Source organism: Streptomyces sp. NPDC086519 (assembly GCF_040686075.1).
GTDB lineage: Bacteria > Actinomycetota > Actinomycetes > Streptomycetales > Streptomycetaceae > Streptomyces > Streptomyces shenzhenensis.
This window is the reverse complement of sequence record NZ_JBFBJL010000010.1, coordinates 44,219-69,825: the sequence shown is the minus strand read 5'-3', so window position 1 is coordinate 69,825 and position 25,607 is coordinate 44,219. Positions and strand designations below refer to the sequence as shown.

Below are 25,607 nucleotides of genomic sequence, written 5' to 3'. Positions count from 1 at the left end.
GCGCCTCACCGGCGTCTCCGCGCAGCACGGGGGCGAGTTTGCAGGCCAGGTCGTAGGGGGCCCTGGATCGAGGTGTTGCTGCCGGGTCCGTTGGCCGGCGGATGACGGTGTGCCGCGCCGCCGGCCACGAATACCCGGTCCTTGCGGTACTGCTCGGCCCCCATGTGGTTGATCTGCCGGCGCCCGATGTGCTTGATCTTGAACTCGCCGTCGGGATCCCTGATTCCGGCCCGGACGATTTCGGCGATCGCCTGGTCCGAGGCGTCGGCGGGCAGCGGGTCGTGCATCAGCAACAGGGCCATCCATTCCGTGTGGGGCACGGCGGTGGTCCACGGGCTCCACAGCACATCGGTGCCGGGGGCGAGATCCCGAACGCAGCCGCCGTCAGTCCTGCAGGCCCGGCGCCGACGACGAGAACGTGCGTGTGGACGACGTCCCCGGCTTGCGGCGGTTTGCTTCGTCGGCATCTTTTCGTCGCTCCCTCATCGAGCACCGCCCGTCCTGAAGCGGAAGTTGGTCCGCATCGCGGACCGGTGGACCATAAGTGGCTCACTGGGAAGCTAGGCCTCCATCAGGCAGGTGGTCAAGAGCGGGAAGCGGCGCAGGTGACGATCGCCCGAGGCCTGGTGCTCGGCGCAGTGCGGCACCCCGGCGAGGGTCGACACCGGAGCCTGGCCGGGGTCCTCGGCGGCGTGCCGCCGACGGTCGGGAGAGTCATGGAACGGTGGCGACCGTCGGCTTCCTGTGCAAGCGGAGGCCGGTCAGCGGGACTTGAGCCGACAGGCTACGGCTGTGCGGGCCACGGTCACACAGACGCTGGCGCGGTGTTCAGGCCCGTTGTTCGGCGGCCGTGGACGGCTACTGGGGGGCGGTGACCTCGATGTAGGTGGTGCCGGTGACCGGGCGGTGGTCGTAGGTGCCGGTGACGGCGGCGCTTCCCTCGTAGCGAGGCCCGGTGGTCACCAGTTCCTGGTTCTTGGCGTAGACGGTGACGTTCAGCTTGGCGTGCTCGCCCGGGATGGTGACCTTCCAGCGCGTGGGGTAGCTCTTTCCGGTGGTCGGGCTGGTCCAGAGGGTGGAGGTGTCGGGCGTGAGCGTCGCCTCGGCAAGGGTCTGGGTGCCGTCGGGCTTCAGGATGGTCGCAAAGTTGTTCTGCTTGTCATACTTCTGGTTCCAGACGCTGATCTTGTCGCCGTTGGACAGGTTGAGGTTCATCCAGGCCCACGAGGCGCGGCCCGAGGAGATGTCGGGAAGGGGTCCCCACTGGCGGTCCACCCAGGACTGCCCGCGGACCTTCTCGGTGCGGTGGTTGAGCGCCAGCGTCCCGGAGGTGTCAACGGCGGGGAGGGCGTACTCGTAGTTCGGGTACTTCGCGTCGCCGAACATGGGGAAGTAGCCCGTGCCCATGTTGTAGAGGACGTTTCCGCGGGGGCGGAGCGTGACGTCGATGGTCCCCTCGGGGACCTTGGCGCGCAGCCTCATCTCCTTGGCGCTGCCCGTCCAGGTGATGTTGTCGGTGTGGATGTCCACGCCCTGCTTGTCGGAGAGGCCCGTCCCGGGAGGAAGGACGATCTCCGACTTCGTGTACCAGCCGGTGTCTTCGTCGGTGATCGACACCGATGAGAGGGCGCGCCCTTGCTTGGCGTCGCCGGCGCTCAGGTAGTGGGCCAGGAATCCGTACCGGTGCCCCCCCGCGGTCACGTGCGCGGTCACGTACCAGGACTGGTTGAGCCTGTCGGGGTTGGATGCGAGGTCGGCGGCGGGGTCGACGAGGACCGGAAGGCTCGTATGGGCCGGCCCCTGCCCGGAGGTGGTGCTGTGCGCCGCGGCCGAGCCGGCGCCGGTTGTCGCGGTGGCCGGTCCTCCCGAGGCGAGGGTGAGTGAGGCGATCAGCGCGGAAGCGATGGCGGCCGCGCCGACGGTGGTCTTACGCATGACGGCTCCTTGTGTGGATGCCCTGCAGGGATGCATACGGTCAGTATGTGAACGAAACTGTTTCGTACTGTCGGTGGTTATGAGGGGAAGGTGGTCCGTTCGGCGGGGGAGGGGTGGGTGTGCCGGTACGGCCTGCTCGATGGCGTGGCGGGCCTCAAGTCGCACCCCGAGGGGGTGCCCGCCGCAATATCCGACACTTGTCAGATTACTCGTTGCCCGGCATCTGTCAACCGGTGATGAGGCCGGGGCGGCGGGTTCGGGATGAGGCGCTGACCAGGCGCAGTGCTCGCGATGCGCCGATCCGGGCGGCTACGCTGGCCCCACTGTCGGGCGCGCGCCCGTACAGCCGTCTGAGGAGGGCACGTGGGAGGCAAGGCGAGCACCACTCGACGCCCAGGGCGCCCCGGCGCGGATTCCCCCGAAGTGCCCGCGGAGCAAGACGTCCTGCTGCGGGGCCTGGAGGCGTTCGCGGAGCTGGGATACGACCGGGCGTCGGCACGGGAGCTCGCGCGCCGTCTCGGCGTCAGCCACACCTTCATCAACGACCGCTACGGCTCCAAGGCGGCCTTCTGGCGTGCGGTGGTGGACGCCGCGCTAGGGGCTCAGGTCACGCGCCTGGCGCCGGCCGTACCCGGAAGCGACGACGAGGACGTGGTGCGGCGGTTCGTCACGGATTTCTACCGGATCAACATCGGCGAACCGTACCTGGCCGTGCTGATGGCGGATGAGTCCGCACGGGACACCGAGCGGCTGGACTACCTCTGCCGGCATTACATCGAGCCGGCGCTGGCCCTCGTCGCGCCCAGTACCGAGAGGTTGATGGCATCCGGGCGCATGGTCCGGGTTCCGATGGACGTCCTGTTCTTCGCCATCATCACTCCCGTGTCAGGACTGGTGCAGGAGCCCCTCGCCCGGCGCCTGGGCCGGCCCGAGCACATGTCGCACGCGGAACGTCTCGCCAGGGCGGACGCACTGGCCGGACTGGTGGTGGACGGCCTGCTGGCCCCGAGCGACGCAAACCGCCGGTAGCGAGGCGTGCTGGGCGCCTCGTCGCATGTCGTTCGGCATCTCCGTCGTCCCGTCGGCCGTTCGTCGTCGCTCATCATGTGCTCGGAACGCGTCGTCGGTGCCTGCGGTGGCCTGTGTCCTGCCGCGCTGCCCGCGATGAGGGACTCGGTGCCGAAGCCGGCGAAACGGTGCGCCTGATGGTCCCCACCGGCCGCGCAGCGGTCCGGCGGGACGTACGGCCACTGCCTTGGCCGAAGCACCGGCGACGTCCCGGGGTGGATCCCTGACGGGTCCGTCATCGAGACCTGTCCGACCGCGCTTGCTCGACTCCCGCCGAGGGATGCCACCCGAGTCTGCGGGACACGGCCAGTCCGGAGGCGATGACGGCCGGCCGTACCGTCCGCAGATCGACCGACCCGGCGCTCACGACGACCGACAGGGCCGCGACGACCTTGCCCTCGTCGTCGAGGACGCGGGTGGCCACCGAGTCGGCGCCGGGTGTCGTCTCCTGGAGGACGACGGCCACGCCGGTCTCGCGGCACTCGTCCAACTGTTCCAGCAGCCGCGCGGGATCGGTGACGGTGCGCTCGGTGTAGGCGGGCAGGCCCTGTGCGACGACCTGTTCCGTCAGCTGGGAACCGGCGTGGGCGAGCAGCACCTTGCCTACGCCGGAGCAGTGCAGCGGCAGCCTTCCGCCGATCTCCGACATGACGTCCACCGCGTTGCCCGCCGACAGCCGCTCGACGAGCACGGCCTCGGTCCCCTCCAGCACCGCGAGTTGGACGTGCTGGCGCAGCGCGGTGTGCAGGTCGTCCATGAAAGGGAGCGCGGCGGTGCGCAGCGGAACGCTCAGCGGTGCCAGTGTGCCCAGCTGCCACAGCCGGATGCCCACACTGAGCGAGCCGTTCGGTGCCCGTTCCAGCGCTCCCGCCTCGGCGAGTTCCAGCGCCAGTCGGCGCACTGTGGCATGGGGCAGCCCGGTCTCCCTGGTCAGGTCGGCCAGGGTGAGGCGAGACCGGCCGGGCCGGAACGCGAAGAGAACGTCGAGCAGCCGCGAACTCACGCTGCGGCCGGGCTGACTGGTACGCGGCATCAGTCCTCAACTCCGGGGGGGCATCGAAAGACGATGTCCATTGAATGAACATAGTACCTTTCGCGGCTGTCGGGGCGTGGGCAAGGATCCGGGTCAGTAGGACGCTCGCCCTTGAGTCAGAGGAGTGGATCCATGCCCACCCACGTGCCCGGCCCGCGGATCGCCATCGTCGGGGGCGGCATCGGCGGTCTGGCCGCCGCGGCCTTCCTGCACCGCGCGGGACTGACCGCCACCGTCTACGAGCAGGCGCCCGCGCTCGGCGAGGTCGGCGCCGGACTCGTCGCGGCCCCCAACGCCGTACGGCTGCTGCGCCGTCTCGGCGTCATGGAACGGTTCCTGCGCGGGGCCGTGCCGCTGGACTGGGGCTGGGAGTTCCGCCGCTGGGCTGATGGCGGCGTGCTGTCGGTGGAGAAGCTGAGCGGCGTGTGCGAGCGGCTCTACGGCGAGCGCACCTACGTCGTCCACCGGGCCGACCTGCTCGACACCGTCAAGTCGGCCGTACCCGGCGACCGGATCCGCCTGGGCGCCCGGTGCACCTCGGTCGACGAGAGTCCGCACGGTGTGCAACTGCGCTTCGCCGACGGCAGCCGCGCAGAGGCGGACGTCGTCATCGGCGCCGACGGCGTGCACTCCGTCGTCCGGAGCATGGTTGCCGAGTCCACACCGCCGGAGTACTCCGGCATCTGCGCCTTCCGCGCCATCGTGCCCGCCGACGCCGCACCCGACTTCGCCCTGCGCCCCGCCCAGACCCTCTGGCTCGGGCCGGGACGGCACTTCGTGCACTACCCGATGAATGGTGGACGGGCCGTCAATGTCGTCGCCTTCGCCCCCGCCGGGGACTACACCGACGAGTCGTGGAGCGCGAAGGCCACGATCGAGGAGTTCCACGCCGAGTTCGCCGGCTGGGACCCGCGGGTGACGGACCTCATCGCCGCCGGCAGCGTCCCCGGCCGCTGGGCTCTGCTGGACCGGGCGCCGCTGCGGCGCTGGAGCCGGGGCCGGGCCACCCTGCTCGGGGATGCCGCGCATCCCATGTTCCCCTTCTTCGCCCAGGGCGCGGCCCAGTCCATCGAGGACGCCGCGGTACTGGCGCGCTGCCTGGCTGAGTCGGCCGACGATCCCGAGCAGGCGCTGAAGCAGTACGAGGCGGTACGCATCGAACGCACCACACGTCTTCAGCAGATCAGTCATGGCCGCCGCGACGTCAACCACCTGCCCGACGGCCCCGAGCAACAGGCCCGCGACACGGCACTCGCCGGGTCCGACCCCCTGGTGGGCAACGGCTGGATCTACGGCTACGACGCCGAGGAGGTGCCCATTTCGTGAACTCCGGTTCGGCCACCGAAGGAACCCCACCGTGACTGTCACCACGGATTGACAGCATCATTGACAGCACCAGAGCGAGGACGAGCCGGACCGGACGTGCTCGCGTCCTTCGGCAACACTCCGGATCCCTGGCTCAGCGGCTGACGCACGCCCTGGTAGGGAACCTGCACGCTTCCTCCGCGAGGTCCGCCCGCGGATCGTTGACGTCCACCACGAGGCGACCGTGCGAGATCCACACCCTGAGCGCGGGTCATGCCCGGAGCGGTCAGGCGGCCCTTCGCCGGCGGGCCCAGCACCCCCGTTCCGGACACGGCGAGGGGTCTTCCCGCGTCCGGAACCGGGGCAGCCCGCCTGTCCCTCGGGGAAGGGCCACTGCTGCCGCCCGGAGGCGACCCCGGGGCCACCGGCGTCCTCAGTCGAGCGGACCCGAGAGGGGCTTCCGGCGGTGCTCCCCGCCCACGATCGTGTTGCGGAGGATCCCGAGGCGCTCGACTTCGACCTCCACCATGTCGCCGGGCCGCAGCAGCCAGGGCGGGGTGCGGGCGTAGCCGACACCTGACGGGGTGCCGGTGGCGAGCAGGTCGCCGGGGCGCAGCGTGAGGGTGCGCGAGATGTGGGCCAGCGTCTCGCCCACGTGGTGGATCATCTGGCTGGTGGAGGCGTCCTGGACGGTCGTGCCGTTGACCCGGGTCCGCACCCGCAGTCCGTCCCGCAGGTCGCCCACCTCGCCGGCGGGCACCATGGGACCGAGCGGGCCGGAGCGGTCGGCGTTCTTGCCGAGGGTCCACTGCGAGGTCAGTTTCTGCGCCCGCCGCGCGGTGACGTCGTTGAACGTCGAGTAGCCGACCACGGCCTCGAGCGCCTCGGCGGGGTCGGCGTCCACCAGCGTCCGGCCCACCCAGGCCACGATCTCGCCCTCCCAGTCCAGACCGTCCTCGGTGGAGGGCACGGGGATCTCGGCCCCGCCGACCGTCAGCGATCGCGTCCACCGCGCGAACAGCGTGGGGTGCTCGGGCAGTTCCTGGTCCCGGTAGGACCCTTCGGCGGCGTGTTCGAGGTAGTTCAGACCGACGCACAGCATCTGTGCCTCCGGCAGCACCGGCGGCACCAGGCGCGCCTCACCCGCCGATATCGCTTCGCCGGCAGGGGTACGGGCCAGCCATACCTCGGGGTCGGCCCAGAACTCCCGCACGCCGGCCACCACGGTGAGCCGGTCGCCGTCCGGCGACAGGTTGGCCACCCGTACCTCGTCGCCGTACGCCACTCCCACGATCTGCATCCGCACTCCTCCGCTCGGGGAAGACAGTAACTCCATAACCTTCTAAAGGTTATAACCTTTATGATTGAATGCCGTCATGGTTACCGAGAACCGCGCCGTGCTGGCCGGCCTGAGCGCTCCCGGCGGCACACGGGCCGAGCAACTCGCCGGCGCCCTCGAAGACCGCGTCCGCGGACTGAGTCCCGGCTCCGCGATCGGCACCATCGAGGAGATCCGCCAAGAGTCCGGTCTGGCGCGCGCCACGGTCAGCGAAGCCATCCGGCTCCTGCGTGACCGAGGGGTGCTCGAGATCCGCCCCGGTCGCGGCGGCGGACTGTTCGTCGCGGACCAGAGCCCGGTCGTGCGGCTGCGCCACACCCTGCTCAGCGTCGCGGGAGAACCGGGCACGGTCGCGGACGCCATCGAACTCCGCAACCACCTGGAGGAGCTCGTCGACGTCGGCGCCGCCCGGTGCGCGGGCGCGGGCGACATCCTGCCGCTGCGGGCCTGCCTGGACGACATGGCGGCCGCGCCGGACTGGGACACCTTCATGCGCGCCAACTGGGCCCTGCACGAGCGCATCGCGCAGCTGTGCCCGAACGCCATGGCCCGCGCGGTCTACATCGGCACGCTCGGGCACCTCACGTCGTCCACCGCGCGCACCGCCGACCGGGACGCCGGCGCCTACCGCGCGAGGCGGCTGCGGATCCACGCCGACCTGGTGGAGGCGATCGCCGCCGGGGACGAGGACGCCGTTCGCGCCGCCGTCGCGCGCCACAACCATACCGACTGAAGCACGGGGTCACGGGAGCCGTCATGTCACCAGCTGAGTACCGCAAGTACCTCTACCCGTCCAACTCGCCGCGCCTGGCCTCGATCAGGGGCCTGGACGCCTACGAATACCGGGAGGCGGCCAAGGCTGCCCCGTTCACCGGCGAGCTGATCCGCGGCTGGAAACCCCTGCAGCACGCCGAGTTCCGGGGAGTGACCGAGGACGGCACACTACGGCCCGAGGCGCACGCCTGGGAGCCGGCCCGCCCCGGTGAGGAGGCTCCCGTCGCCGCCATGGTCGCCGCGGCGCGGGACCTGCTGGCGGCACTCGACGAGGACGGTCGCGCCAAGCTGAGACACCCGGTGGACGCGGTCGAGTGGCAGACCTGGGCCAACCCGGAGTTCCTGCAGTTCGACACCGGCCTCCGCCTGGAGTTCCAGCCACCGGAGGTCCGGCAGAAGGCCCTCGCCCTGGTGGAGGCGTCGCTGAGCGCCGACGGCTTCCGCCTGGTGCACGACATGATGCTGATCAACGGCTTCCTCGGCGAGGTCGTGGGCCTGCAGAGCATCCTCAACGAGTTCAGCTACAACTTCGCGCTTTACGGGAATCCCGACCCCACCGCTCCGTGGGGCTGGCAGCTGTTCGGCCACCACTGCGCCGTGCACTGCCTGATCGTCGAGGGGCGCATGGTCGTCAGCCCCGTCTTCCTCGGCGCCGAACCCAACGAGATCGACGACGGCCCCCGCGCCGGCACGGTGGCCCTGACCGACCGGATCCGGCTCGGCACGGACCTGATGGCCGCGCTCCCGCCGGACCAGCGCGCCACCGCGACCGTGTACGAGCACATGGTCGACCCCGCCATGCCACCCGGCCGTATCCACCCCGGCGACGAACGGCATCTCGCCGGGGCCTTCCAGGACAACCGGGTGATCCCGGTCGAGGGCCTGCGGGCCGCGGACATGCCCGAGCGGGCCCGGGAGATCCTCCTGGAGATCGCCGAGTCGTTCGTGTCCCTGCTGCCGGACGGCCCGCGCGCGGCCCGGATGCGCGAGATCCGCGACCACCTCGACGAGACCTGGCTCAGCTGGATCGGCGGCCACGAGGCCGGCGACGTCTTCTACTACCGGCTCCAGTCGCCGGTGCTCATCGCCGAACTCGACCACCACTGCGGCGTCTTCCTCGACTACGACACCCCGAAGCCGTTCCACATCCACACCGTGCTGCGCACTCCGCACGGTAACGACTACGGCCGCGCCTACGTGCGCGCCTGGCAGGCACGGAACGCCTGAGCGTGGGTCTGGTCGGCCAACGGACAGAACCGTGACGGACGTGACGGACCTGTTCCGGCAGGACAGCTCCTTCGTTCCGGTGACCCCCTGGGCCTGAGCCGCACCCTTGCCGTCACCGCATGGGTGTCCGTCGTTCAGGAGCGCCGCGCCGGGCGACGTCGCCCAGCCAGGCGAGGCTCGGCTTCGGGTGGCGTTCGAAGGTCTCCCGGTCGACGGCGATCAGGCCGAGAGTCGGCTTCCAGTCGCCCCAGCGATAGTTGTCGAGGGCGCTCCAGTGCAGGTAGCCCCGGACGTCGATGCCGTCGTCGATCGCGGCGAACAGACCGTTCAGAGCCCCTTGTGTGTAGGCGATCCGTCGGCTGTCGTCGGTGGTGGAGATGCCGTTCTCGGTCACGAGGATCGGGATCCCGTCCGTGACGTCCCAGGTGTGGCGGACCGCCATGCCGAGAGCGTCGGGCCGGTACGCCTTGCCCACCATGGTGTTGTCGGGGTGCGGCGGATGCGGCTCGATGCCCTCGGGTCCGACCCACTCGCTGGTGTACGACTGGACACCGACGAAGTCGTCACCCCGCGAGCCTTCGAGGTACAGGTCCTCCCAGACGTACGCGATCTCGCGGAGCCTGTCCTCGGCTCCGGGTCTCGCGGCGAGGGCGCGGTTCGCGATGGTCCAGCCCACGGCCGCGCCGGTGTTCGCCCGGACCACCTCCCGGGCCGCGTGATGGGCCTTCACCAGGACGGCACCGATCTCCGGGTCGGGGGCGGGCAGCTTCACAGGCGCGTTGTCGGCGCCGGCCAGGCCCTGCGACACGCCACTGAGGCGGGCTGGCCCCTGGCGTTCGACGGTCATCATCATCGCCAGCATGTTGGGTTCGTTGATGGTGGCGACCCAGGGGACGTCGGCCAGGATTCCCGTGACGGTCTCGACGTAACGCGTGAACCGGTCGACGGCCTGCTCGCCGAGCCAGCCCCCCTCCTCGGCGAACCACCGCGGGTTGGAGAAATGGTGGAGCGTGATGACGGGTGTCAGACCGAGCGAGAAGGCGGTGTCGATCATCCGCCGGTAGTGGGCGAGTTCGGCCCGGGAGAAGTGTCCCGGCACCGGTTCGACGCGCGCCCACTCGACGCCGAACCGGTAGGCGTTGAGCCCGGCGTCGGCGAGTAGCCGCATGTCCTCCTCGAAACGGTGGTAGCTGTCGAGTGCGTCGCCGCTGCGCTCCAGCCCGGGTCGCCGCCCCTCCAGGGCCCACCAGTCACTGTTGACGTTGTTGCCCTCGGTCTGGTGCGGGGAGCTGGAGGCTCCCCACAGGAACGGAGTTGTGCCGCGCATGAGTACTCCTGAGTCCTGGGCGTGAACAAGGGGGAAGTGCCGTCGGCGGGAAGGCGACCCGGAACGAGATGCGACAGGCGGTCAGATGTGGTCGTCGTCCGCGGCGCGTTCGGCCCATGCCGCGGGCACGGGTTCGCCGGAGGTGACGCCTGCCTCACCGAACGCGTCGACGGCCACCCAGTACTCCGCACCCGCGTTGAGGGAACGCAGGTCGAGGGCCGTGCGCTCGTACACCAGCCAGCTGTGGTACAGCTTCTCCGGGTGACGGCCGTAGCGGACGTTGTAACCGATGGCTCCGGCCGCGGCGTCCCACTCGATCCTGGCGGTGAGGTCGTCCACGCGGGTGGCCCGCGCACGGACTGCAGGCGGGGCGTCGCCGTCGCCGGTCCCGAAGACGCGCACCCCGCTGACGGCGAAGACGCCGTCGAACGGCAGCCGGCCGCTGGTCACCCGGACGAAGCGGGTCTGCCGCGGCGCGTCCAGGACGAGGTAGGCGTGGGGAGCGTCGAGGCCCGTCCCGCGGGAATCGCGTACGACGGTCCACTCCTGCCCGTCCCGCGAGATCTGGACCACGAACTCCGCCGGCTGGTGGCTCGGGAAGATGGCTCGCCAGGAATGGCCCTTGTCCACTCCGTCGGGAGCGTACGGCGCGCCGTCGGCCAACTCGTGGTCCGCCAGATTGATCTGCAGGGCGTGCACGGTCTTGACCGCCCCGAGGTCGATGGTCAGGGACTCGCCCGGTTCGCTGCTCGCGGCCGCCCACCAGGTGCGGATGTCCTCGTCGACGGCGGACGCGGGCTCGTGGCCGGGAGCCGCGGACGAGGCGACGGCATCCGCCTTGTAGGAGAGCAGCATCCAGGCGGGAGGCGTCCACGGATCGAACGGGCCGTCCGGGACGGCTGTCGGGTAGTCGGCGAAGTTCTGGTTGCAGAACAGCACACCGTCGTCGTCGAAGCCGGCCGGGAAGACCCCGACGCGGCGCTCGAACACGTCGTTCACCGAGATGCGCATGGTCGCCGCATGCCACCAGTTTCCGTGCCGGTCCTGGAACGTGCTGCCGTGTCCCGCGCCGGTGATGAATCCGCCCGGCTTGGACGAGAACGGGCTGTCGGGGGAGTAGGTGAAGGGCCCCAGGGGTGAGGAGGCCGTGTAGTACCCGTCGGCATAGGTGTTGAACTGTGTGCCGGGCGCCGAGTACTGCAGGTAGTACGTACCGTCGCGCTCGGTCATCCACGCGCCCTCGATGTAGGGGGCGGTGCCGACGACCTGACTGAGCAGTTTCTCCCGCTCGGTCTGCGGCGGTACGACGACGTAGTCCTCGCCGAGCTGCTCCCAGCCGTGGGCGAGGACATCGGAGCTGATCAGAGGCGAAGGCTCGCCGACCGGACTGAAGGTGTCCGAGAGCCGGACCCCGTAGAGGGGTGTCTTGTTGTCACACCCCCAGTAGAGGTATACCGACTGGTCGGTGTCCTGGAAGAGGTTCGGGTCCCAGAAGGGGAAGGTGCCCGGCGTGACCTCGACGAAGTCGTCGGACAGGGGGTCGACGCTCCGGAAGAAGGGGCAGTTGTCCTCCTTGCGGGACGCGCTGATGTAGAGCGCCCCGTTCACCTCCCGGACGTCCGGCGCGTAGTCGAGGGCCGGCAGCTTGGACGTCGCGCGGTACTCCCACCGCACGAGGTCGGCCGAGTGCCAGAACCCCGCGGACATCGAGACGAACATGTAGTAGCGGTCCCGGTACCGCACGATCGAGGGATCCGCGGCCTCCCGGTGCACGCTCCGCCGCGGCTCGCCGAGCTTGATGCCCCGGACCATGCCGGAGAACCGGATGTCCTGATAGCGGTAGGAAATATCGAGCGGATTGCAGAAGGTGCGTTCTGAAGATGTCATGTGAGGGTTTCCGATCAACGGGTTCTGAGGTCTTCGGCTCCGGGCGGACGACGGCTTGCGGCATGCCGGTCCCGGCCGGCGGCGCCGCGGTTCGTGCTCCGGTGCTTTGGGTCTGCGGTCGTGGGTGAAGACACCTTTGCGGTGGCGACGGGACGTCACAGGCGTTGCCGCGCCTCGCGCCGCCGACGCTGTTCGGCCGGATCCGCGACCGGCGCGGCGAGCAACAGCCTTTGGGTGTAGGGGTGTTCGGGGGTCCGGGTGACGTCGGCCGCCGGACCGGTCTCGACGATGTCGCCCCGGTGGATGACGCTCACACGGTGGCTGACGTGCCGGATGACCGCAAGGTCGTGCGAGATGAACAGGTAGGCGACGCCGGTCCGCCGCTGGATGTCGATGAGCAGGTCGAGGACGCGGGCCTGGGTGGTCAGGTCGAGCGCGGAGACGGGTTCGTCGCACACGATGAGCCGGGGGGCAGGTGCCAGGGCGCGGGCGATCGCGACGCGCTGCCGCTGACCGCCGCTGAACTCCCGCGGCAGCCGCTGCGAAGCGTTGCCCGGCAGCCCCACCTGGTCGAGCAGCTCCGCCACCCGTCCTCGGGCCTCACCCACCGGGGTGCCCTGCACGACCAACGGTTCGCTGAGGATGTCGCCGATGGTGAGGGCCGGGTTGAGGGAGGAGTACGGGTCCTGGAAGACGACCTGGATGTCACGGGCGAGGGTACGGCGCTCCTTGCGCCCGGCGCGGGTGATGTCGTTGCCCTGGAAGCGGACCGTGCCCCCGCTGGGCGCGACCAGGCCGAGCACGGACCGGCCGATGGTCGTCTTCCCGGAGCCCGACTCGCCGACGACGCCGAGGGTCTCGCCCTGCCCCACGGCGAGCGACACGCCGTGCAGAACCTCGTGGGCGCGCGCCCTGAAGACCCGCCCGGGGTAGGTGACGCGCAGGTCGCTCACCTCCAGCAGTGTGGTCATCGGGTCTCCGTCTCGAGCGCGCCCGCGGGGATGGCCGGCGGGTCGGTGCGCAGAGCGGTCTCGTCGAGGATCGAGTCGAGAAGCTTGCGCGTGTAGGGGTGTTGAGGTACGCCGAACAGCTCCTCCGTGGTGCCGGTCTCGACGACCCTCCCCTCCTGCATGACCGCCACCCGGCCGCAGATGTCCGCCACCACACCGAAGTTGTGGGTCACGAGCAGCACCGCCATGTTCAGGTCCCTCTGCAGGTCGCGCAGCAGGTCGAGGATCTCCGCCTGCACCGTGACGTCGAGGGCGGTGGTCGGTTCGTCGGCGATGAGCAGCAGGGGCCGGCTGGCGACGGCGCCCGCGATGAGGACGCGCTGCGCCATGCCACCGGAGATCTGGTGGGGATAGGACCGGAACGTGCGCTCGGGGTCGGGGATGCCGACCCGGGCGAGGAGGGCCAGGACCCGCTCGCGGGCTTCGGACCTGGACATGGGCGTCGCCGCGCGCACCCCCTCGACGAGCTGGGCGCCCACTGTGCAGGAGGGGTCCAGGTTCGACATCGGTTCCTGGGGCACGTACGCGATGGACGTCCCCCGCACCGCCCGAAGTTCACGCTCGCTCAGGCCGAGCAGTTCGCGCCCGTCGAGCCGGATCGAGCCTCGGACGACGACCGCCTCGGCCGGCAGTACTCCGAGCACGGCGAACGCGGTCTGTGTCTTGCCGGACCCGGACTCGCCGACCAGGCCCAAGGTCTCCCCGGCCGCCACGCTCAGGGTGACGCCGCTGACGACCTCCTTCAGTTCGCCGGTCGGTGTCGGGTAGGCGATGGCCAGGTCGTCGACGGTGAGCAGTCCTGAGGCGGCTCCCCCGCCGGCCGTCGGCCGGTACGTGGTGGCGGTGACGATCCGGGTTGGCTTCGGGCGCCCGCCCTCCAGAGCGTCCCGCAGCGCGTTCCCCAGGAGCACCAGCGAAGCGGTGATGACCCCGAGGACGAGACTCGGCCACACGAACTGCAGAGGCTCCTCGTACAGGTTGGTGAACCCGTCGGAGATCATCGCACCGAAGCTGGGCACCGTGTTCGAGCCGACGCCGAGGAAGGCCAGGCCCGACTGCACGCCGATGGACGACCCGGCGAGGAACGCGGTGGCGATGATCACCGGCCCGCGCACCACGGTGAGGACGTGGCGGCGCAGGATACGCCGGTCGGGCAGGCCGGAGACCCGGGCGGCGTCGACGTACAGTTCGTTCTTCACGCCGACGACGAGATTGCGTACGAGCCGGTAGATGCCCGGGGAGAGCAGTACGCCGAAGACGAGCATGGTGGCCTTGTAGTCGCCCTTGGTCACCGGCATGAGGACGATGAGCAGGAGAAGCCCGGGGAACGTCATGATCAGGCTGAACAGCCACTCGGTGACTCCGCGCACGCGCCGCCCGAAGTATCCCCCGACCAGCCCGGACGTGATCCCGATCGCGAGGGCGATGCTCGCGCCGATGAGCGCCGAGACCACGCTCGTGTTGATGGAGAACAGGAGCCTGGCGAAGATGTCCCGGCCGCTCTTGTCCCCGCCGAGCAGATAGCCGTGGTCGCCGAGACCGGCGTTGACCGCGTCCAGGTTCGCCTCGTTGGCACCGTGGGAGGTGAGGACGGGTGCGAGCAGCCCGAGCAGGACGATGACGGTCAGCAGGCTCGCGCTGCCGACGGCCTGGGGGTCGGCGAGCAGGCGCCGCAGGTTCGAGCGGCGCCGCGTGTCCGCACTCGGTGTGGTCAACTGACTATCCTCGCCTTCGGGTTGAGCCAGCCGTTGAGAAGATCGACGACGAGGTTGACGACCACGACGAGCAGCACGCCGAACAGGCTGATGCCCATGATGATCGGGACGTCGCCCTGCAGGGAGGCATTGAACGCGTACTGGCCGAAGCCCGGCAGCGCGAAGATCTGCTCGATGATCAGGGCCCCGCCGAGCATCTGGATGAACTCCAGGGACAGCACGGTGAGGGCCGGTCCCGCGGCGTTGCGCAGGGCGTGCCGCAGGACGATGGAGCGGGTGGGGATGCCCCGGGTGCGCAGGGTTCGGACGTAGTCCTTGCGCAGTTCGCCGATCATGGCGCCGCGGATCTGCGAGGTCAGGCTGGCGACACCGCCCATCATCAGTGCGACGACGGGGATGGCGATGGAACTCGCCCAGCGGGTCGGACTCTCGCTGAAGTCGGTGTACCCGGTGGCCGGGAACACGTGCAGCTTGACGGCGAACACGTAGACCAGCGCGATGGCGACGAGCAGGCTCGGGACGAGATAGCCGACCATCGCGGCGCCCTGCGCGAACCGGTCGACGGCGCCGCCGCGCGCGGCGGCGGCCACGCCGAGCGCGACGCTGATGACCGAGGTGGCCAGCAGCGCCACCACGACGATCGACAGGGTGACGCCGAGCCGGGCGGTGATGGCGGAGCGGACCGGTTCGCTGGTGAAATACGAGGCGCCGAGGTCACCACGGACCGCGTGCGAGAGCCAGTCGAGATACTGGGTGAACAGAGGTCGGTCGAGGCCCATCTGGGCCTTCTGGGCGGCGAGCTGCTTCGGGGTGGCACCGCTGCCGAGGACACTGCTCGCCACGTCGTCGAAGGACGTGCTGAGCAACAGGAACGTGATCATGGTCACCAGGACCGCGAGCACGAGGCCCGCGGTCAGGCGACGCAGCACATAGACCGTCATGGGCGCGGACTCACCCTCCCGACTGCTGCGACGAGCCGGTCACGCCGAACTGCCGGATGGTGGACATCGTCGAGGCGCCGTCGCCGAGATAGGTGATGCCCTTTCCGGTGGCCCAGTCGCTGCCGATGAAGAAGACGGGCGCGACCCACGCGTTCTCGACGCCGAACTTGTTGATCTCCCGGTAGACGCCGCGGGACTTGGCGGGGTCGCGTTCCCGGGCCGCCTTGTCGAGGAGCGTGGTCAGCTTGGGGTCGGTGGTGTGGAACACGTTGCGGGAACCGGTCGGGGTGTAGAAGCTGCGCGTCATGATCGCGTCGCTGTTGAGGCCCTCCACGAGCAGGAACATCGGGTACTTGCCCGAGGAGACGGCGGAGACGGTCTGCTGCGCGGGCACCGGCTCCCACGTCACCTTGATGCCGATGTCGCCGAGCGCCTGGGTGAAGATCGGCTCGAAACTCTTGGTGAAGACGAGGCTGGGCATGGTCACCGAGAAGCCGTCCGGGTAGCCGGCCTCGGCGAGCAGCTTCTTGGCCCCGGCGACGTCGAAGGGGTAGACGCTGTTGAGCGCGTCGTCGTAGGCCTCGTCCTTCGGGTTGAACAGCTGGTCGGTGGCCTTGCCGGAGCCGCGCAGCAGCTGTGAGACCAGCTTCTCCCGGTCGAAGGCCATGTTGATGGCCTTGCGCACGCGCAGATCGCCGAGTGGCTTCAGCTTGGTGCCCGCGCGGTCGCCGAGGACGAGATAGGCGCCCGCGGTCGCCTGGACGTGCGTGATCTTGAAGCCGGCCGCCTTGAGCGCGGACAACTGCGAGACGTCGACCGTGCCGGCGTTGGTCTCGCCCGCCTTGAGGGCGTTGGCCGACGCCGTCGGGTCGGTGATCACGCGGATCTTGACCGTCTGGAACGGATAGGCCTTCTTGTTCCAGTAGTCGTCCCGCCGCTTCAGGACATACACCGAGCCGTTGACGGTGGCCTTCGTGTCGAGGGTGTACGGGCCCGAGGCGACCGGGTTGAGGGCGGTGCTCTTGCTCGCCATCGTCTTCGGGTCGCCGATCACGCCGGGGGCCGTCGACAGGGAGGCGAGCAGCGTGGAGTCCGGCTGCTTGAGCTTGATGACGACCGTCGAGGTGTCGGGGGCTTCGACCGAGGAGACGGAGGCGAGCGACTGCTGGCTCTGACCGGGCGTGGCTCGAATGCGCTCCAGAGTGGCCTTCACGGCATTCGCGTCCACCGTCGCGCCCGAGCTGAACTTCATGCCCGCGCGCAGTTTCAGGGTGAGCGTGAGCCCGTCCTTCGAGTACGACCAGCTCTGCGCGGCGCCGGGGTGCAGCTCGCCCTTGTTGTCCTGGAGCAGCAGAGTGTCGAAGATCGAGTCCCAGACGTAGGTCGACTGGCCCTCGACGAGCTGGGCGGGGTCGAACGAGTTGGGGGTGCCGAGGATGGACAGCGCGAGGGTCCTGTCGGCGCCGGAGTTCGAGGTGGCGGCGGGTTCGCTGTCGCATGCCGAGGTGGCCGTCGCCAGCAGTGCGACGACGCCGAGGGCCGCCATGGCCTGGGAGCGCGGACGGGTCCGAGGCCTGGGCCGGGGAAGCGAGGGTCGTGTGCGCATGGATGGATTCCTTCGTCCTGGAACCTGAAGAGCCGAGGCCTTGTCAGTGCGGTGCTTCGGCGCGTCCGTGCAGGGACGCATGAACCGGCGGACGCACAGGCGCGGGTGTGGGTTGGAGCTCGTGTGAAGCCGGCACGTGCGCTGTGAGCAGGGAGGTTGCGGCGATCACGGCTCCGCCGGTGCCCCTGTCACGCCAACAGTTACCACTTGGTCGCTTTTCACTCGGAAGGTAGGGCGCGGCGCGGGGCGCGGGAAGGGGGCGCCCCGTGTTCGTAATCAGAGCGTTATGTGGCGCGAATTCGTCGCGTCGCACCTCTTGCGTTCGCGCCGGTCGGCGCTCACACTCCGAGCGGGCCGTGAAATATAGACTCTTGGAAGGTTTTCGAGGGAGAGCTCGGGATCCAGGGAGAGGAAGCGCACTGTGACCCAGGCCAAGGGCCGCGGCCCGTACACGAAGACACCGGCCCGGCGTGCGGAGATCGTCCGGGCGGCACGTGACAGCTTCGCCGAGCACGGGTTCGCGAAGGCGTCCCTGCGGGACATCGCCGAGCGGGTCGGCATCACCCACGCTGGGCTGCTGCACCACTTCCGCAACAAGGACGAGCTGCTCGCCGCAGTGCTCGCCGAACGCGACACCGAGGAGTGGGAGTACGCCCAGTCGCAGGTCGCGAACATGGATCACCTGGCGCCGTACCTCGGTGACCTGCTGCGTCACCACCAGCAGGCCCCCGAGTTGATGCGCTTGTGGATCGAACTCGCCGTGGCCGCCTCACGTCCGGATCATCCGGCACACGGATACTTCGTGTGGCGCTACGACAAAGTACGCGAGAACTTCGCGCAGGGCATGCGGGAGAAGGCGGAACAGGGGGCCCTGCACGAAGCGCTCGCCCCCGAACACGCGGCCACCCTGCTCCAGGCCGTGCTCAACGGCCTGCAGTTGCAATGGTTGCTGGACCAGGATCTCGACGTCATCGGCCCCGTCGGGGCCTTCATGCGGATGGCCTTCCCGCAGACATCAGAACCAGAGGGCGAGGAATGAGAACCGGAACCCTCGCCGTCCAGCTGTACAGCGTGATCGATGCTCTGGCGGCCGACCGCCCCGGCACCCTCGCGCGGCTGGCCGGGCTCGGATACCGGCACGTCGAGCCGTTCGCGCTCGGCATGTGGAACACGTCCCCCGACGAACTCGCCGCCTCCGCCGCCGAGTTGCGCGCTGATCTGGACGCGGTCGGCCTCGGCGTCAGCTCCGTGCACGTCGCCGTCTCGGCCGACAGCCAGGCATCCGCGATCGAGACCTGCCGCATCCTCGGCACGGACACCGCGTTCGTTCCTGTCCCATGGCTCGTCGACGGATTCGACGAACGGGTGTTTGAGACCTGCGACGGTGTACGCGCCTTCGCCGACTGCCTCAACACGGCGGCGCGGGAGCTGGCCGGGGCGGGGATCAGGCTCGGCTACCACAACCACCACTTCGAGTGGGTGCGGCTGCCGGACGGCGCTCGCGCCTTCGACGTGCTGTGGCAGCTGCTCGACCCCGGGATCCTCGCCGAGGTCGACGTCTACTGGGCCGCCGTGGCCGGTCAGGATCCGGTGGAGGTCCTGGAGCGCCTCGGAGAACGCGCCGTGACCGCCCACCTCAAGGACGGGCCCGCCGAACCCGACGCGCCGCAGACGCCCATCGGTACCGGGGACGTCGACATTCCGGCGGCGTTGCGCGCGGGAAGCCATCTGCGCTGGCACATCACAGAGATCGACCGGACCGAAGCCGAGCGTTTCGAACTCCTCGCAGCCAACCGGCAAGTCCTCCTGCAGGGTGGCCTCACCGCGTCCTGACACTCAGTCAACCAGTGGTGTCCGCCGGGGACGCAGACGCCGGTCGGGCCACGCGTGGGGAAGCGGGTCCGGATCGGATCGTGCCGGCGTGAGGCGCCGGTCGGTGCGGCTGCTTCCGCCATCGTCGGTCGGCGACAGGACGGCCGGCGCATCCGAGCAGGCGCCACGTGCCGCCTCCAGTTCGGGCGCGGCGCCCGCGGCGACCTCGGGCACGAGACGCCGCGGACAGGGGCGAACCGCCCGCGGCGTCACCGGCGGCCCCCGGGTCGTCTCAACCCGCCTTCTCCACACGGCGGGTGGCGCTGAACGTGCCGGGTGGGAGATGTTCCACGGTGGTGCCGTCGGGGAAGACGACGCGTGCGGTGGTCGCCGGCGGTACGTCGACCGTGACGGTGAGTTCGGCGCCGACCGTCCGCCACTCGACGGCGATCGTGCCCTGCGGTGACTCGTGGGTACCCCGGGCCCACGGCACAGACGGGTGTGGGACGGGCGCGACTTCGAAGGACTCCCAGGCGATCGACTCCGGCGTCTGGCGCAGTCCCAGGGTGTGAGTGTGCAGGAAGCGGACGACCGCGCCCTTGCTGTAGTGGTTCAGGGACTCGTGGGCGGCACCGGTGGCGTCGACGCCCTCCCACTCCTCCCAGATGGTGGTCGCGCCGCGGTCGAGCATGTACAGCCAGGACGGCGGGGTGCGCTGGAGGAGCAACTCGTAGGCGACTTCGGCGTGTCCGGTGTCGGCGAGGACGGGGAGCAGGTCGCCGGTCGCGAGGAAGCCCGTCCCGAGATGGGTGCCGGCCGCGCGGATCAGCTCGACCAGGCGTGCGGCGGCGGCCTCGCGCAGTTCACCGGGGACGAGTCCGAGGGACAGCGCGCGCACATAACCGGCCTGGGTGTCGCCGGAGGTGCGTCCGTCGGGGGAGAGGAACTCGGTGCGCCAGGCGTCGCGGACCCGCTCGGCGAGCTCGGCGTAACGGTCCACGTCCTCGGCGCGGTCCAGTATCCGCGCGACACGGGCCAGGGTCGCCGTCGAGCGGTACAGGAACGCCGTGCCCACTTCGCCCTTGTCGGCCGTGAACCAGGCGACGGGATTGTCCTTGACCGGGTCGATGGGCGTGCCGTCGGCCGCCTTCTCCTTCGGTTCGGTCCACTCGCCCCAGTGGAAGGAGCCGTCCCACAGGTACTGTTCGTGCGCGAGCGGCTCGGGCGAGCGTTCGACACGGGTGGGGTGCCGGGCGGTGCGGGCGGTGGTGAGGGCCCACTCCACCCAGCGGACCATCGCGTCCCAGTTCTCGGCGAGGATCTCTCGGTCGCCGTACGACTCGTACAGCTCCCATGGGACGGCGACGACGGCGTCTCCCCAGCCGGCCGAGCCGGTCATCATGGCGAACTGGTCGTCGAGGTGGTGCTTGATACGGCGTCCGTCGGGCGAGAAGTTGGCGATCCGTCCGTCGGGGAGCTGGTCGTCGCGGACGGATCGCAGCCACTTGCGGCTGAAGCCCAGGACGTCGTACAGGCGGGTCGCGGTGGGCGCGAACACCTGGTAGTCGCCGGTCCAGGCGAGGCGTTCACGGGTCGGGCAGTCGGTGGGCACGTCGACGGCGTTGCCGCGGAAGCTCCATTCGGCGATCTCGTGGAGGCGGTCGAGGTCGTCGTGACCGCACGCGAAGGTGCCGGTGCGGCGCAGGTCGGAGTGGACGACCCGCATGACGAGGCTCGCGGGGTCGAGCGGGGCGCCGTCGCGGTGGAGACGGGCGTACCGGAAACCGTGCACGGTGTGGTGCGGCTCGAACGTCTCGCCGCAGCCCCCGGAGACGGCCTCGTCGCGCTGGACGAAGGGGATCGAGGCCTGGCCGGGGCGTGCGGAGTCCAGGTGGGCGGTCGTCAGATCGCCGTCGGGGCCGAGATGCTCGCCGTAGTCGACGACCGTGCGGGTGCCGGCCGGACCGAGGTCACCCAGGGCGATCCAGCCGGAGGCGTTCTGGCCGAAGTCGGCGATCCAGCGGCCGTCTTCGAGCTGTACGACGGAGTGCGCGGGGCGTGACTCGACCACGCGCACCGGCGGTGCCGGCGACCAGCCGACCGCGGACGCCGCCACCTGGTCGACGAGGACGGGCCGCCCGGCCCCGGGCCGCCCGGCCCCGGGCCGCCCGGCCCCGGGCCGCAGACGGAAGTCGGTGGTCTGCCCGTTCATGAGGTCGGCCCGGGTGATGGCCGACTCCGCGCTCGTCCACGTCCCGTCGGTGTGCACGACCTGGCGCGCGCCGTCCTCGTAGGCGATGTGCAGTTCGGCCCGCGCACCGGTCACCGTGCCCCAGCCGGCCGGGAGCCGGAACGCGCCCACCTGACCCCGGTACCAGCCGTCGGACAGCACGATCTCGATGAGGTTGCCGCCTTGTCGCAGGGCGTCCGCCACGTCCGACGCCTGGGCGTGAAGCGTGCGGTCGTACGACGTCGCGCCGGGCGAGAGTTCGGCGGTGCCGGCCCGCTCGCCGTTGACGTACGCCTCGTACACCCCGAGTGCCGTCGCGTACAGCCGTGCCGAGCGCACCCCGGCCCGTGCCTCGAACCGGGCCGACAGGACGTACGCCGGCCGTCTGCCGTAGCCGGGATCGCCGGTCTCGGCGGGACTGATCCAGCGTGCCTTCCAGTCGGCGGCGAGCAGACCGGCCTCGAACGCGTGCCACCGCGACCACGGCGAGTCGCGGTCGCCGTCGTCGCCGCCGAGTGCCCGGACCCGCCAGGCCACCCGTTGCCCGCTGGTCAGTGCCGCCCATGGCCAGGGGAGGAACCGGTGCCCGCCCACGGCGGTGGTCACAGCGGGACGCGCCTCGCCGTCGACGGTGCACTCCACCTCGTACGCCACCGGGCGCGCCGCGTCCGACGGCGGCTTCCACGACAGCCGGGGCGTGGTCCCCGATACGGGGAAGGTGTCCCCGCCGCTGTCGATGTCCTGGTCGTACGGTGCGTTGTGCATGCTGTGCCTTCTCGGAACTCGGTGGATGGGGATGGCTTCTCGGGAAGCCTGCCGGAGGCGGCGCTATCGGACCGACTTGATCTTGAGCTTGACGATGAGGCCACCGACCAGTGCCAGGACCGCGCCGAGTAGGTAGAGCTGGGTGTAGTTCTTCTCGCCGCCGTCGCTGACGCCGAGGGTGATGATGAGCGGGGCGATCAGCGGGGCGGCGGCGCTGGGGATCTTCTGCGCGAAACCGACGACGGCGAGGTAGCGGCCCGCCTCGGCGCGGTCCGGGAGGACGGCGAAGACGATCGCCTGGTCGACGGCGCTGAACGTGGCGATGGCGAACTGCATCAGCACCGCGCCGACGACCAGTTGGGGCAGCGAGTGCGCGAACGCCTCGGTGACGGCCCCGGCGACGAACACCGCGGAGCCGATCAGGGCGAACAGCTTGCGCCGGCCGAGCTTGTCGGAGAGGAAACCGCCCCCGATGGCGCCGCCCGCCGCGGCCACCACGCCGATGGTCCCGATGACCGCCACGATCCCGGCGACCTCCTTGACCGGCAGGTCGAGCCGCTGCGCGTAGAAGAAGGTGCCGAAGGTGGTGTTGAAGTACAGGCCCATGAAGAAGACGAAGCGGCCGAGCCAGTTCCAGCCGAAGTCCGGGTACCTGCGCGGGCTGAAGCCGTAGCTGGCGACCATGCTCCTCAGGGTCACGCCGCTGGTGCGCACGAGCGCGCGGGAGTCGCCCTCGGGCTTGAACACCGGGAAGAGCACCACCAGGGCAGCGCCCAGGACGCCCGGGACCAGGAACACCAGGAAGGTGCTGGAGGCCACCCCGTAGGCGAGACCGATGCCGATCACCGGGGCGATCTGGGTCATGACGCCGGTTAGCGCCGAGACCCGGCCGCGCTGCTCCTCGGGCACCCGGTCCGCCTGGACGTTCTGGACGGCCTGCCCGGCCGTGGACCAGCCGATCATGCCGACGACCCACGCCAGGCCCAGCAGAAGGACCGACGGAGCGAGGGCGACGCCCACGAGCGCGACGGTGCCGAGCAGAGTGCCGCCGATCATGAAGGGGGTCCGGCGGCCGAGACGGGAACGCGTCCGGTCGCTCCAGAGCCCGATCAGGGGGCTGAGGACCAGATAGACGAACTGGGCGGACCCGGTGACGTACCCGAGCCGCTCCTCGTGTCCGGGCGCCAGGTCGTCGATCCGCACGGCGAGGGAGTAGGAGAGGGGGACCATCAGGGCCAGGGAGCCGCCGAAGCTGGCGATCATCAGCCACAGGAGGTAGCTCCTGCCGACTTTCCGCAGCGGTGGTGCCTCGATCGGGGGGCTGCCCTCGACGTCCTGCGGCGGTGATGTCGTGGAAGGGGTGACCACCACGCTGACGTCCCGGTTGTCGTGAGACATGCGGACTCCTTTGTCACATGAGCGCAAGCGGCGGCTGCCACCGGTGGGGGAGGAGAAGGGGAGCTGGGGAGATGGGAGAGCCGGGCCGAAGCGCCGGTCACGGGCCTGGCAACGGCCGGCCGTCGGGACCCCAGGGCGTCCGCCGGCGACGCGCGCGGTGCCGGAGGGTCGCGGGGGCAGAGGCAGGGGGATCCCGGGGCGTCGGCTCAGGGGACGCCGGCGAGGGACCGTGGGGAGACGCGAGAGTGCGGACCTGTCGTGTGCTGCGGGGACCTGTCCCGTGCCGCGCGGACCGTCCCCTGCCGCGCGGACCGTCCCGTCCCCTGCCGCCGTGTGCCCGTCCGTGCGCCGAACGGGGTGGCGGGGTGGCGGCATGCGCCCGGGCGGAACCCGAACGCCGCGGACGTCAGTCGGCCGTGGCCCGGCCGGGCTTGCCGCCATCCAGGCCGTGCCAGCGTCGGCGCAGGGCGAACGCGGCGGACTTGGGCTTGCGGTCGCGGGTGAAGACGCCCTTCTTGTTGCCGTCGACGCGGTGGATGCCGGCGGAGGTCTGGAAGTCGGCGAAGTTCCACACGTGTTCGCCGACGAACTCGGGGATGCGGTCGAAGACCTTGTGGTACATGGCGAGGAAGTCGCTCTGGTACTCCTCGCTCCACGGCGCGTCCCACACGGAGTGCAGCCCGGGTTGGGTGTCGGCGCCGTACTCGGACATCATGACCGGCTTGCCGAAGCGCTGGACCCACCCGCGCAGGTCCTGCTCCAGATACCCCTCCGCCGTCGCGAGGTCGCCCGTGAAGAGGTACCAGCCGTAGTAGCGGTTGATGCTGAGCACGTCGAACAGGTCGCCGATCCTGTCGTTCTGCGGCGTCGCGAACATGACGGCGGCGTAGGTGAGCGGCCGGGTCGGGTCGAGTTTGCGGGCCAGCTCGACCAGTGGCTCGAAGTACTCGCGCGCACCCTCCTCGTTGGAGGCCGGTTCGTTGGCGAGGCACCACATCACCACGCTCGGGTGGTTCCGGTCCCGCTCGATCAGCTCTCGCAGATGCCGGGCGTGGACGTCGCGGGTGACCCCGCCGAAGTTCTCCGGAGCGAAGGTGGGGGTCGGCGGGACGCCGGTGAGGCCGCCCTGGACGCCCAGGTTGAGGCCTACGGCGGCGGTCTCGTCGATGACGACGATGCCGTGCCGGTCGGCGAAGTGCAGCACCTCTTCGGCGTAGGGGTAGTGGGAGGTGCGGAAGGAGTTGGCGCCGGTCCACTCCATGAGCTGGAAGTCATGGACGAGGTAGGCGTCGTCGTGGCCCTTGCCCCGGACCGGGGTGTCCTCGTGCTTGCCGAAGCCGGTGAAGTAGAACGGCTCGCCGTTGATGAGGAACTCGGTGCCCCGCACCTCGACGGTACGGACCCCGAAGGGCTGCGTGTAGCTGTCCACGGTCTCGCCGTCGACGGCCGGCTCCACCACCAGGTCGTAGAGATAGGCCGCGCCCGGCTGCCAGAGCGTGACGTCCTCGATGCGCAGGACGCCCTCGGCGCCGTGTCCCTCCGCGACGGTCCGGCCGGCCTCGTCGACCGCGCGCACCCGCACGGTGACCGTGTCGGCGTGCTCGCCCGCGGTCTCCACCCGGTAGCCGACGGTACCCGCGGCGCCGTCCCGCCCGGTGACGACGGTGACGTCCTCGACGAAGGTCTTCGGGGTGCTGTACAGGCGGACCGGGCGGGCGATCCCCGCGTAGTTGTAGAAGTCGTGCAGATACGACTGCCGTTCGCGGCCGTCGGGGCCGGTCGTGATGGTGCCGGGCGGGATGGTCACGTTCGTCAGCCGGTTGTCGACGCCGACCGTCAGCCGGAACTCCGTGCCAGGCTCGACGATGCCGGTCAGGTCCGCCTCGAACGGCGTGTAGCCGCCGGTGTGCTCGGCCACGAGCCGTTCGTCCACGTAGACCTGAGCGGCGTGGGTGACGGACCCGAAGCGCAGCACCACGCGCTCGTCGGTCCAGCCGCGCGGGACGCGTACGTCGCGCTGGTACCAGACGACACCGACGTGGTCCCGGATCTCGGCGTCCACGAACAGGTCGTTGTAGCTGGCGGGCACGGGGACTTCGAGCGGCGGGGCGAGCCGTGCCGCCCACGGGGCGGCGCCGGCCCGGGTGCCGAGAGCGAACCGCCACAGGCCGTCCAGTCCGACGACGTCGCGGGTGGGGGTGGTACGGGGCGAGAGCATGAGGGTTCCTACCGGGT

General features: G+C 70.3%; 19 protein-coding genes. 6 read left to right on the top strand and 13 right to left on the bottom strand.

Going from position 1 to position 25,607, the window contains the following annotated elements:
• Positions 1-5: 5 nt before the first annotated feature.
• Together AB0P24_RS12340 and AB0P24_RS12335 are read right to left on the bottom strand one after the other, a co-directional pair.
• Complete coding sequence (locus AB0P24_RS12340; protein ID WP_365792934.1) at positions 6-320, bottom strand: FAD-dependent monooxygenase; 315 nt, start codon at positions 318-320, stop codon at positions 6-8.
• Between the two features lie 538 nt (positions 321-858).
• Complete coding sequence (locus AB0P24_RS12335) at positions 859-1,935, bottom strand: lipocalin family protein (protein WP_365792932.1); 1,077 nt, start codon at positions 1,933-1,935, stop codon at positions 859-861.
• 423 nt (positions 1,936-2,358) lie between these two features.
• Here AB0P24_RS12335 and AB0P24_RS12330 point away from each other — a divergent pair, with 423 nt between their 5' ends.
• The gene (locus AB0P24_RS12330; RefSeq protein ID WP_365792930.1) at positions 2,359-2,964 is read left to right on the top strand and encodes a TetR/AcrR family transcriptional regulator; all 606 of its coding nucleotides are present in this window, start codon (positions 2,359-2,361) and stop codon (positions 2,962-2,964) included.
• Between the two features lie 274 nt (positions 2,965-3,238).
• Here AB0P24_RS12330 and AB0P24_RS12325 read toward each other — a convergent pair whose 3' ends face one another.
• The gene (locus AB0P24_RS12325) at positions 3,239-4,036 is read right to left on the bottom strand and encodes an IclR family transcriptional regulator (RefSeq protein WP_365792928.1); all 798 of its coding nucleotides are present in this window, start codon (positions 4,034-4,036) and stop codon (positions 3,239-3,241) included.
• 132 nt (positions 4,037-4,168) lie between these two features.
• Here AB0P24_RS12325 and AB0P24_RS12320 point away from each other — a divergent pair, with 132 nt between their 5' ends.
• On the top strand, positions 4,169-5,362 hold the full coding sequence (locus AB0P24_RS12320; protein ID WP_365792926.1) for an FAD-dependent monooxygenase: 1,194 nt from the start codon (positions 4,169-4,171) through the stop codon (positions 5,360-5,362).
• Positions 5,363-5,774: 412 nt separating this feature from the next.
• Here AB0P24_RS12320 and AB0P24_RS12315 read toward each other — a convergent pair whose 3' ends face one another.
• Positions 5,775-6,641, bottom strand: a complete 867-nt coding sequence (locus AB0P24_RS12315) for a fumarylacetoacetate hydrolase family protein (protein WP_365792924.1) — start codon at positions 6,639-6,641, stop codon at positions 5,775-5,777.
• A gap of 76 nt (positions 6,642-6,717) precedes the next feature.
• Here AB0P24_RS12315 and AB0P24_RS12310 point away from each other — a divergent pair, with 76 nt between their 5' ends.
• Together AB0P24_RS12310 and AB0P24_RS12305 are read left to right on the top strand one after the other, a co-directional pair.
• On the top strand, positions 6,718-7,413 hold the full coding sequence (locus AB0P24_RS12310; RefSeq protein ID WP_365792922.1) for an FCD domain-containing protein: 696 nt from the start codon (positions 6,718-6,720) through the stop codon (positions 7,411-7,413).
• Positions 7,414-7,436: 23 nt separating this feature from the next.
• Positions 7,437-8,681 (top strand): DUF3500 domain-containing protein, encoded by a 1,245-nt coding sequence (locus AB0P24_RS12305; protein WP_365792920.1) that lies wholly within the window; start codon positions 7,437-7,439, stop codon positions 8,679-8,681.
• A gap of 112 nt (positions 8,682-8,793) precedes the next feature.
• Here the strand turns inward: AB0P24_RS12305 and AB0P24_RS12300 are convergent, their stop codons facing one another.
• The 6 genes from AB0P24_RS12300 to AB0P24_RS12275 form a co-directional block, all read right to left on the bottom strand.
• Entirely contained in the window at positions 8,794-10,008 is a 1,215-nt protein-coding gene (locus tag AB0P24_RS12300; protein WP_365792918.1) for a family 1 glycosylhydrolase, read from the bottom strand.
• Between the two features lie 81 nt (positions 10,009-10,089).
• Entirely contained in the window at positions 10,090-11,895 is a 1,806-nt protein-coding gene (locus tag AB0P24_RS12295) for a family 43 glycosylhydrolase (protein WP_365792916.1), read from the bottom strand.
• A 155-nt stretch (positions 11,896-12,050) separates the two neighbouring features.
• On the bottom strand, positions 12,051-12,866 hold the full coding sequence (locus AB0P24_RS12290) for an ATP-binding cassette domain-containing protein (protein WP_365792914.1): 816 nt from the start codon (positions 12,864-12,866) through the stop codon (positions 12,051-12,053).
• A complete protein-coding gene (locus AB0P24_RS12285; protein WP_365792912.1) occupies positions 12,863-14,620 on the bottom strand; it encodes a dipeptide/oligopeptide/nickel ABC transporter permease/ATP-binding protein in 1,758 nt (585 codons plus the stop codon). The genes AB0P24_RS12290 and AB0P24_RS12285 overlap by 4 nt, the downstream gene beginning before the upstream one ends.
• Positions 14,617-15,561, bottom strand: a complete 945-nt coding sequence (locus AB0P24_RS12280) for an ABC transporter permease (RefSeq protein ID WP_365792910.1) — start codon at positions 15,559-15,561, stop codon at positions 14,617-14,619. Before AB0P24_RS12280 ends, AB0P24_RS12285 begins: the two co-directional genes overlap by 4 nt.
• Before the next feature lie 10 nt (positions 15,562-15,571).
• Positions 15,572-17,167 carry an ABC transporter substrate-binding protein gene (locus AB0P24_RS12275; RefSeq protein WP_365792908.1) on the bottom strand — a complete coding sequence of 532 codons (1,596 nt, stop codon included), beginning with the start codon at positions 17,165-17,167 and terminating at the stop codon, positions 15,572-15,574.
• A gap of 421 nt (positions 17,168-17,588) precedes the next feature.
• Here AB0P24_RS12275 and AB0P24_RS12270 point away from each other — a divergent pair, with 421 nt between their 5' ends.
• The gene (locus AB0P24_RS12270) at positions 17,589-18,206 is read left to right on the top strand and encodes a TetR/AcrR family transcriptional regulator (RefSeq protein ID WP_365792906.1); all 618 of its coding nucleotides are present in this window, start codon (positions 17,589-17,591) and stop codon (positions 18,204-18,206) included.
• Positions 18,203-19,000, top strand: a complete 798-nt coding sequence (locus AB0P24_RS12265) for a sugar phosphate isomerase/epimerase (RefSeq protein WP_365792904.1) — start codon at positions 18,203-18,205, stop codon at positions 18,998-19,000. Before AB0P24_RS12270 ends, AB0P24_RS12265 begins: the two co-directional genes overlap by 4 nt.
• 271 nt (positions 19,001-19,271) lie before the next feature.
• Here AB0P24_RS12265 and AB0P24_RS12260 read toward each other — a convergent pair whose 3' ends face one another.
• The 3 genes from AB0P24_RS12260 to uidA form a co-directional block, all read right to left on the bottom strand.
• The gene (locus AB0P24_RS12260; RefSeq protein WP_365792902.1) at positions 19,272-21,974 is read right to left on the bottom strand and encodes a family 78 glycoside hydrolase catalytic domain; all 2,703 of its coding nucleotides are present in this window, start codon (positions 21,972-21,974) and stop codon (positions 19,272-19,274) included.
• A 63-nt stretch (positions 21,975-22,037) separates the two neighbouring features.
• Entirely contained in the window at positions 22,038-23,372 is a 1,335-nt protein-coding gene (locus AB0P24_RS12255; RefSeq protein ID WP_365792900.1) for an MFS transporter, read from the bottom strand.
• Between the two features lie 406 nt (positions 23,373-23,778).
• The gene (gene uidA / locus AB0P24_RS12250) at positions 23,779-25,590 is read right to left on the bottom strand and encodes a beta-glucuronidase (protein ID WP_365792898.1); all 1,812 of its coding nucleotides are present in this window, start codon (positions 25,588-25,590) and stop codon (positions 23,779-23,781) included.
• Positions 25,591-25,607: the final 17 nt, after the last annotated feature.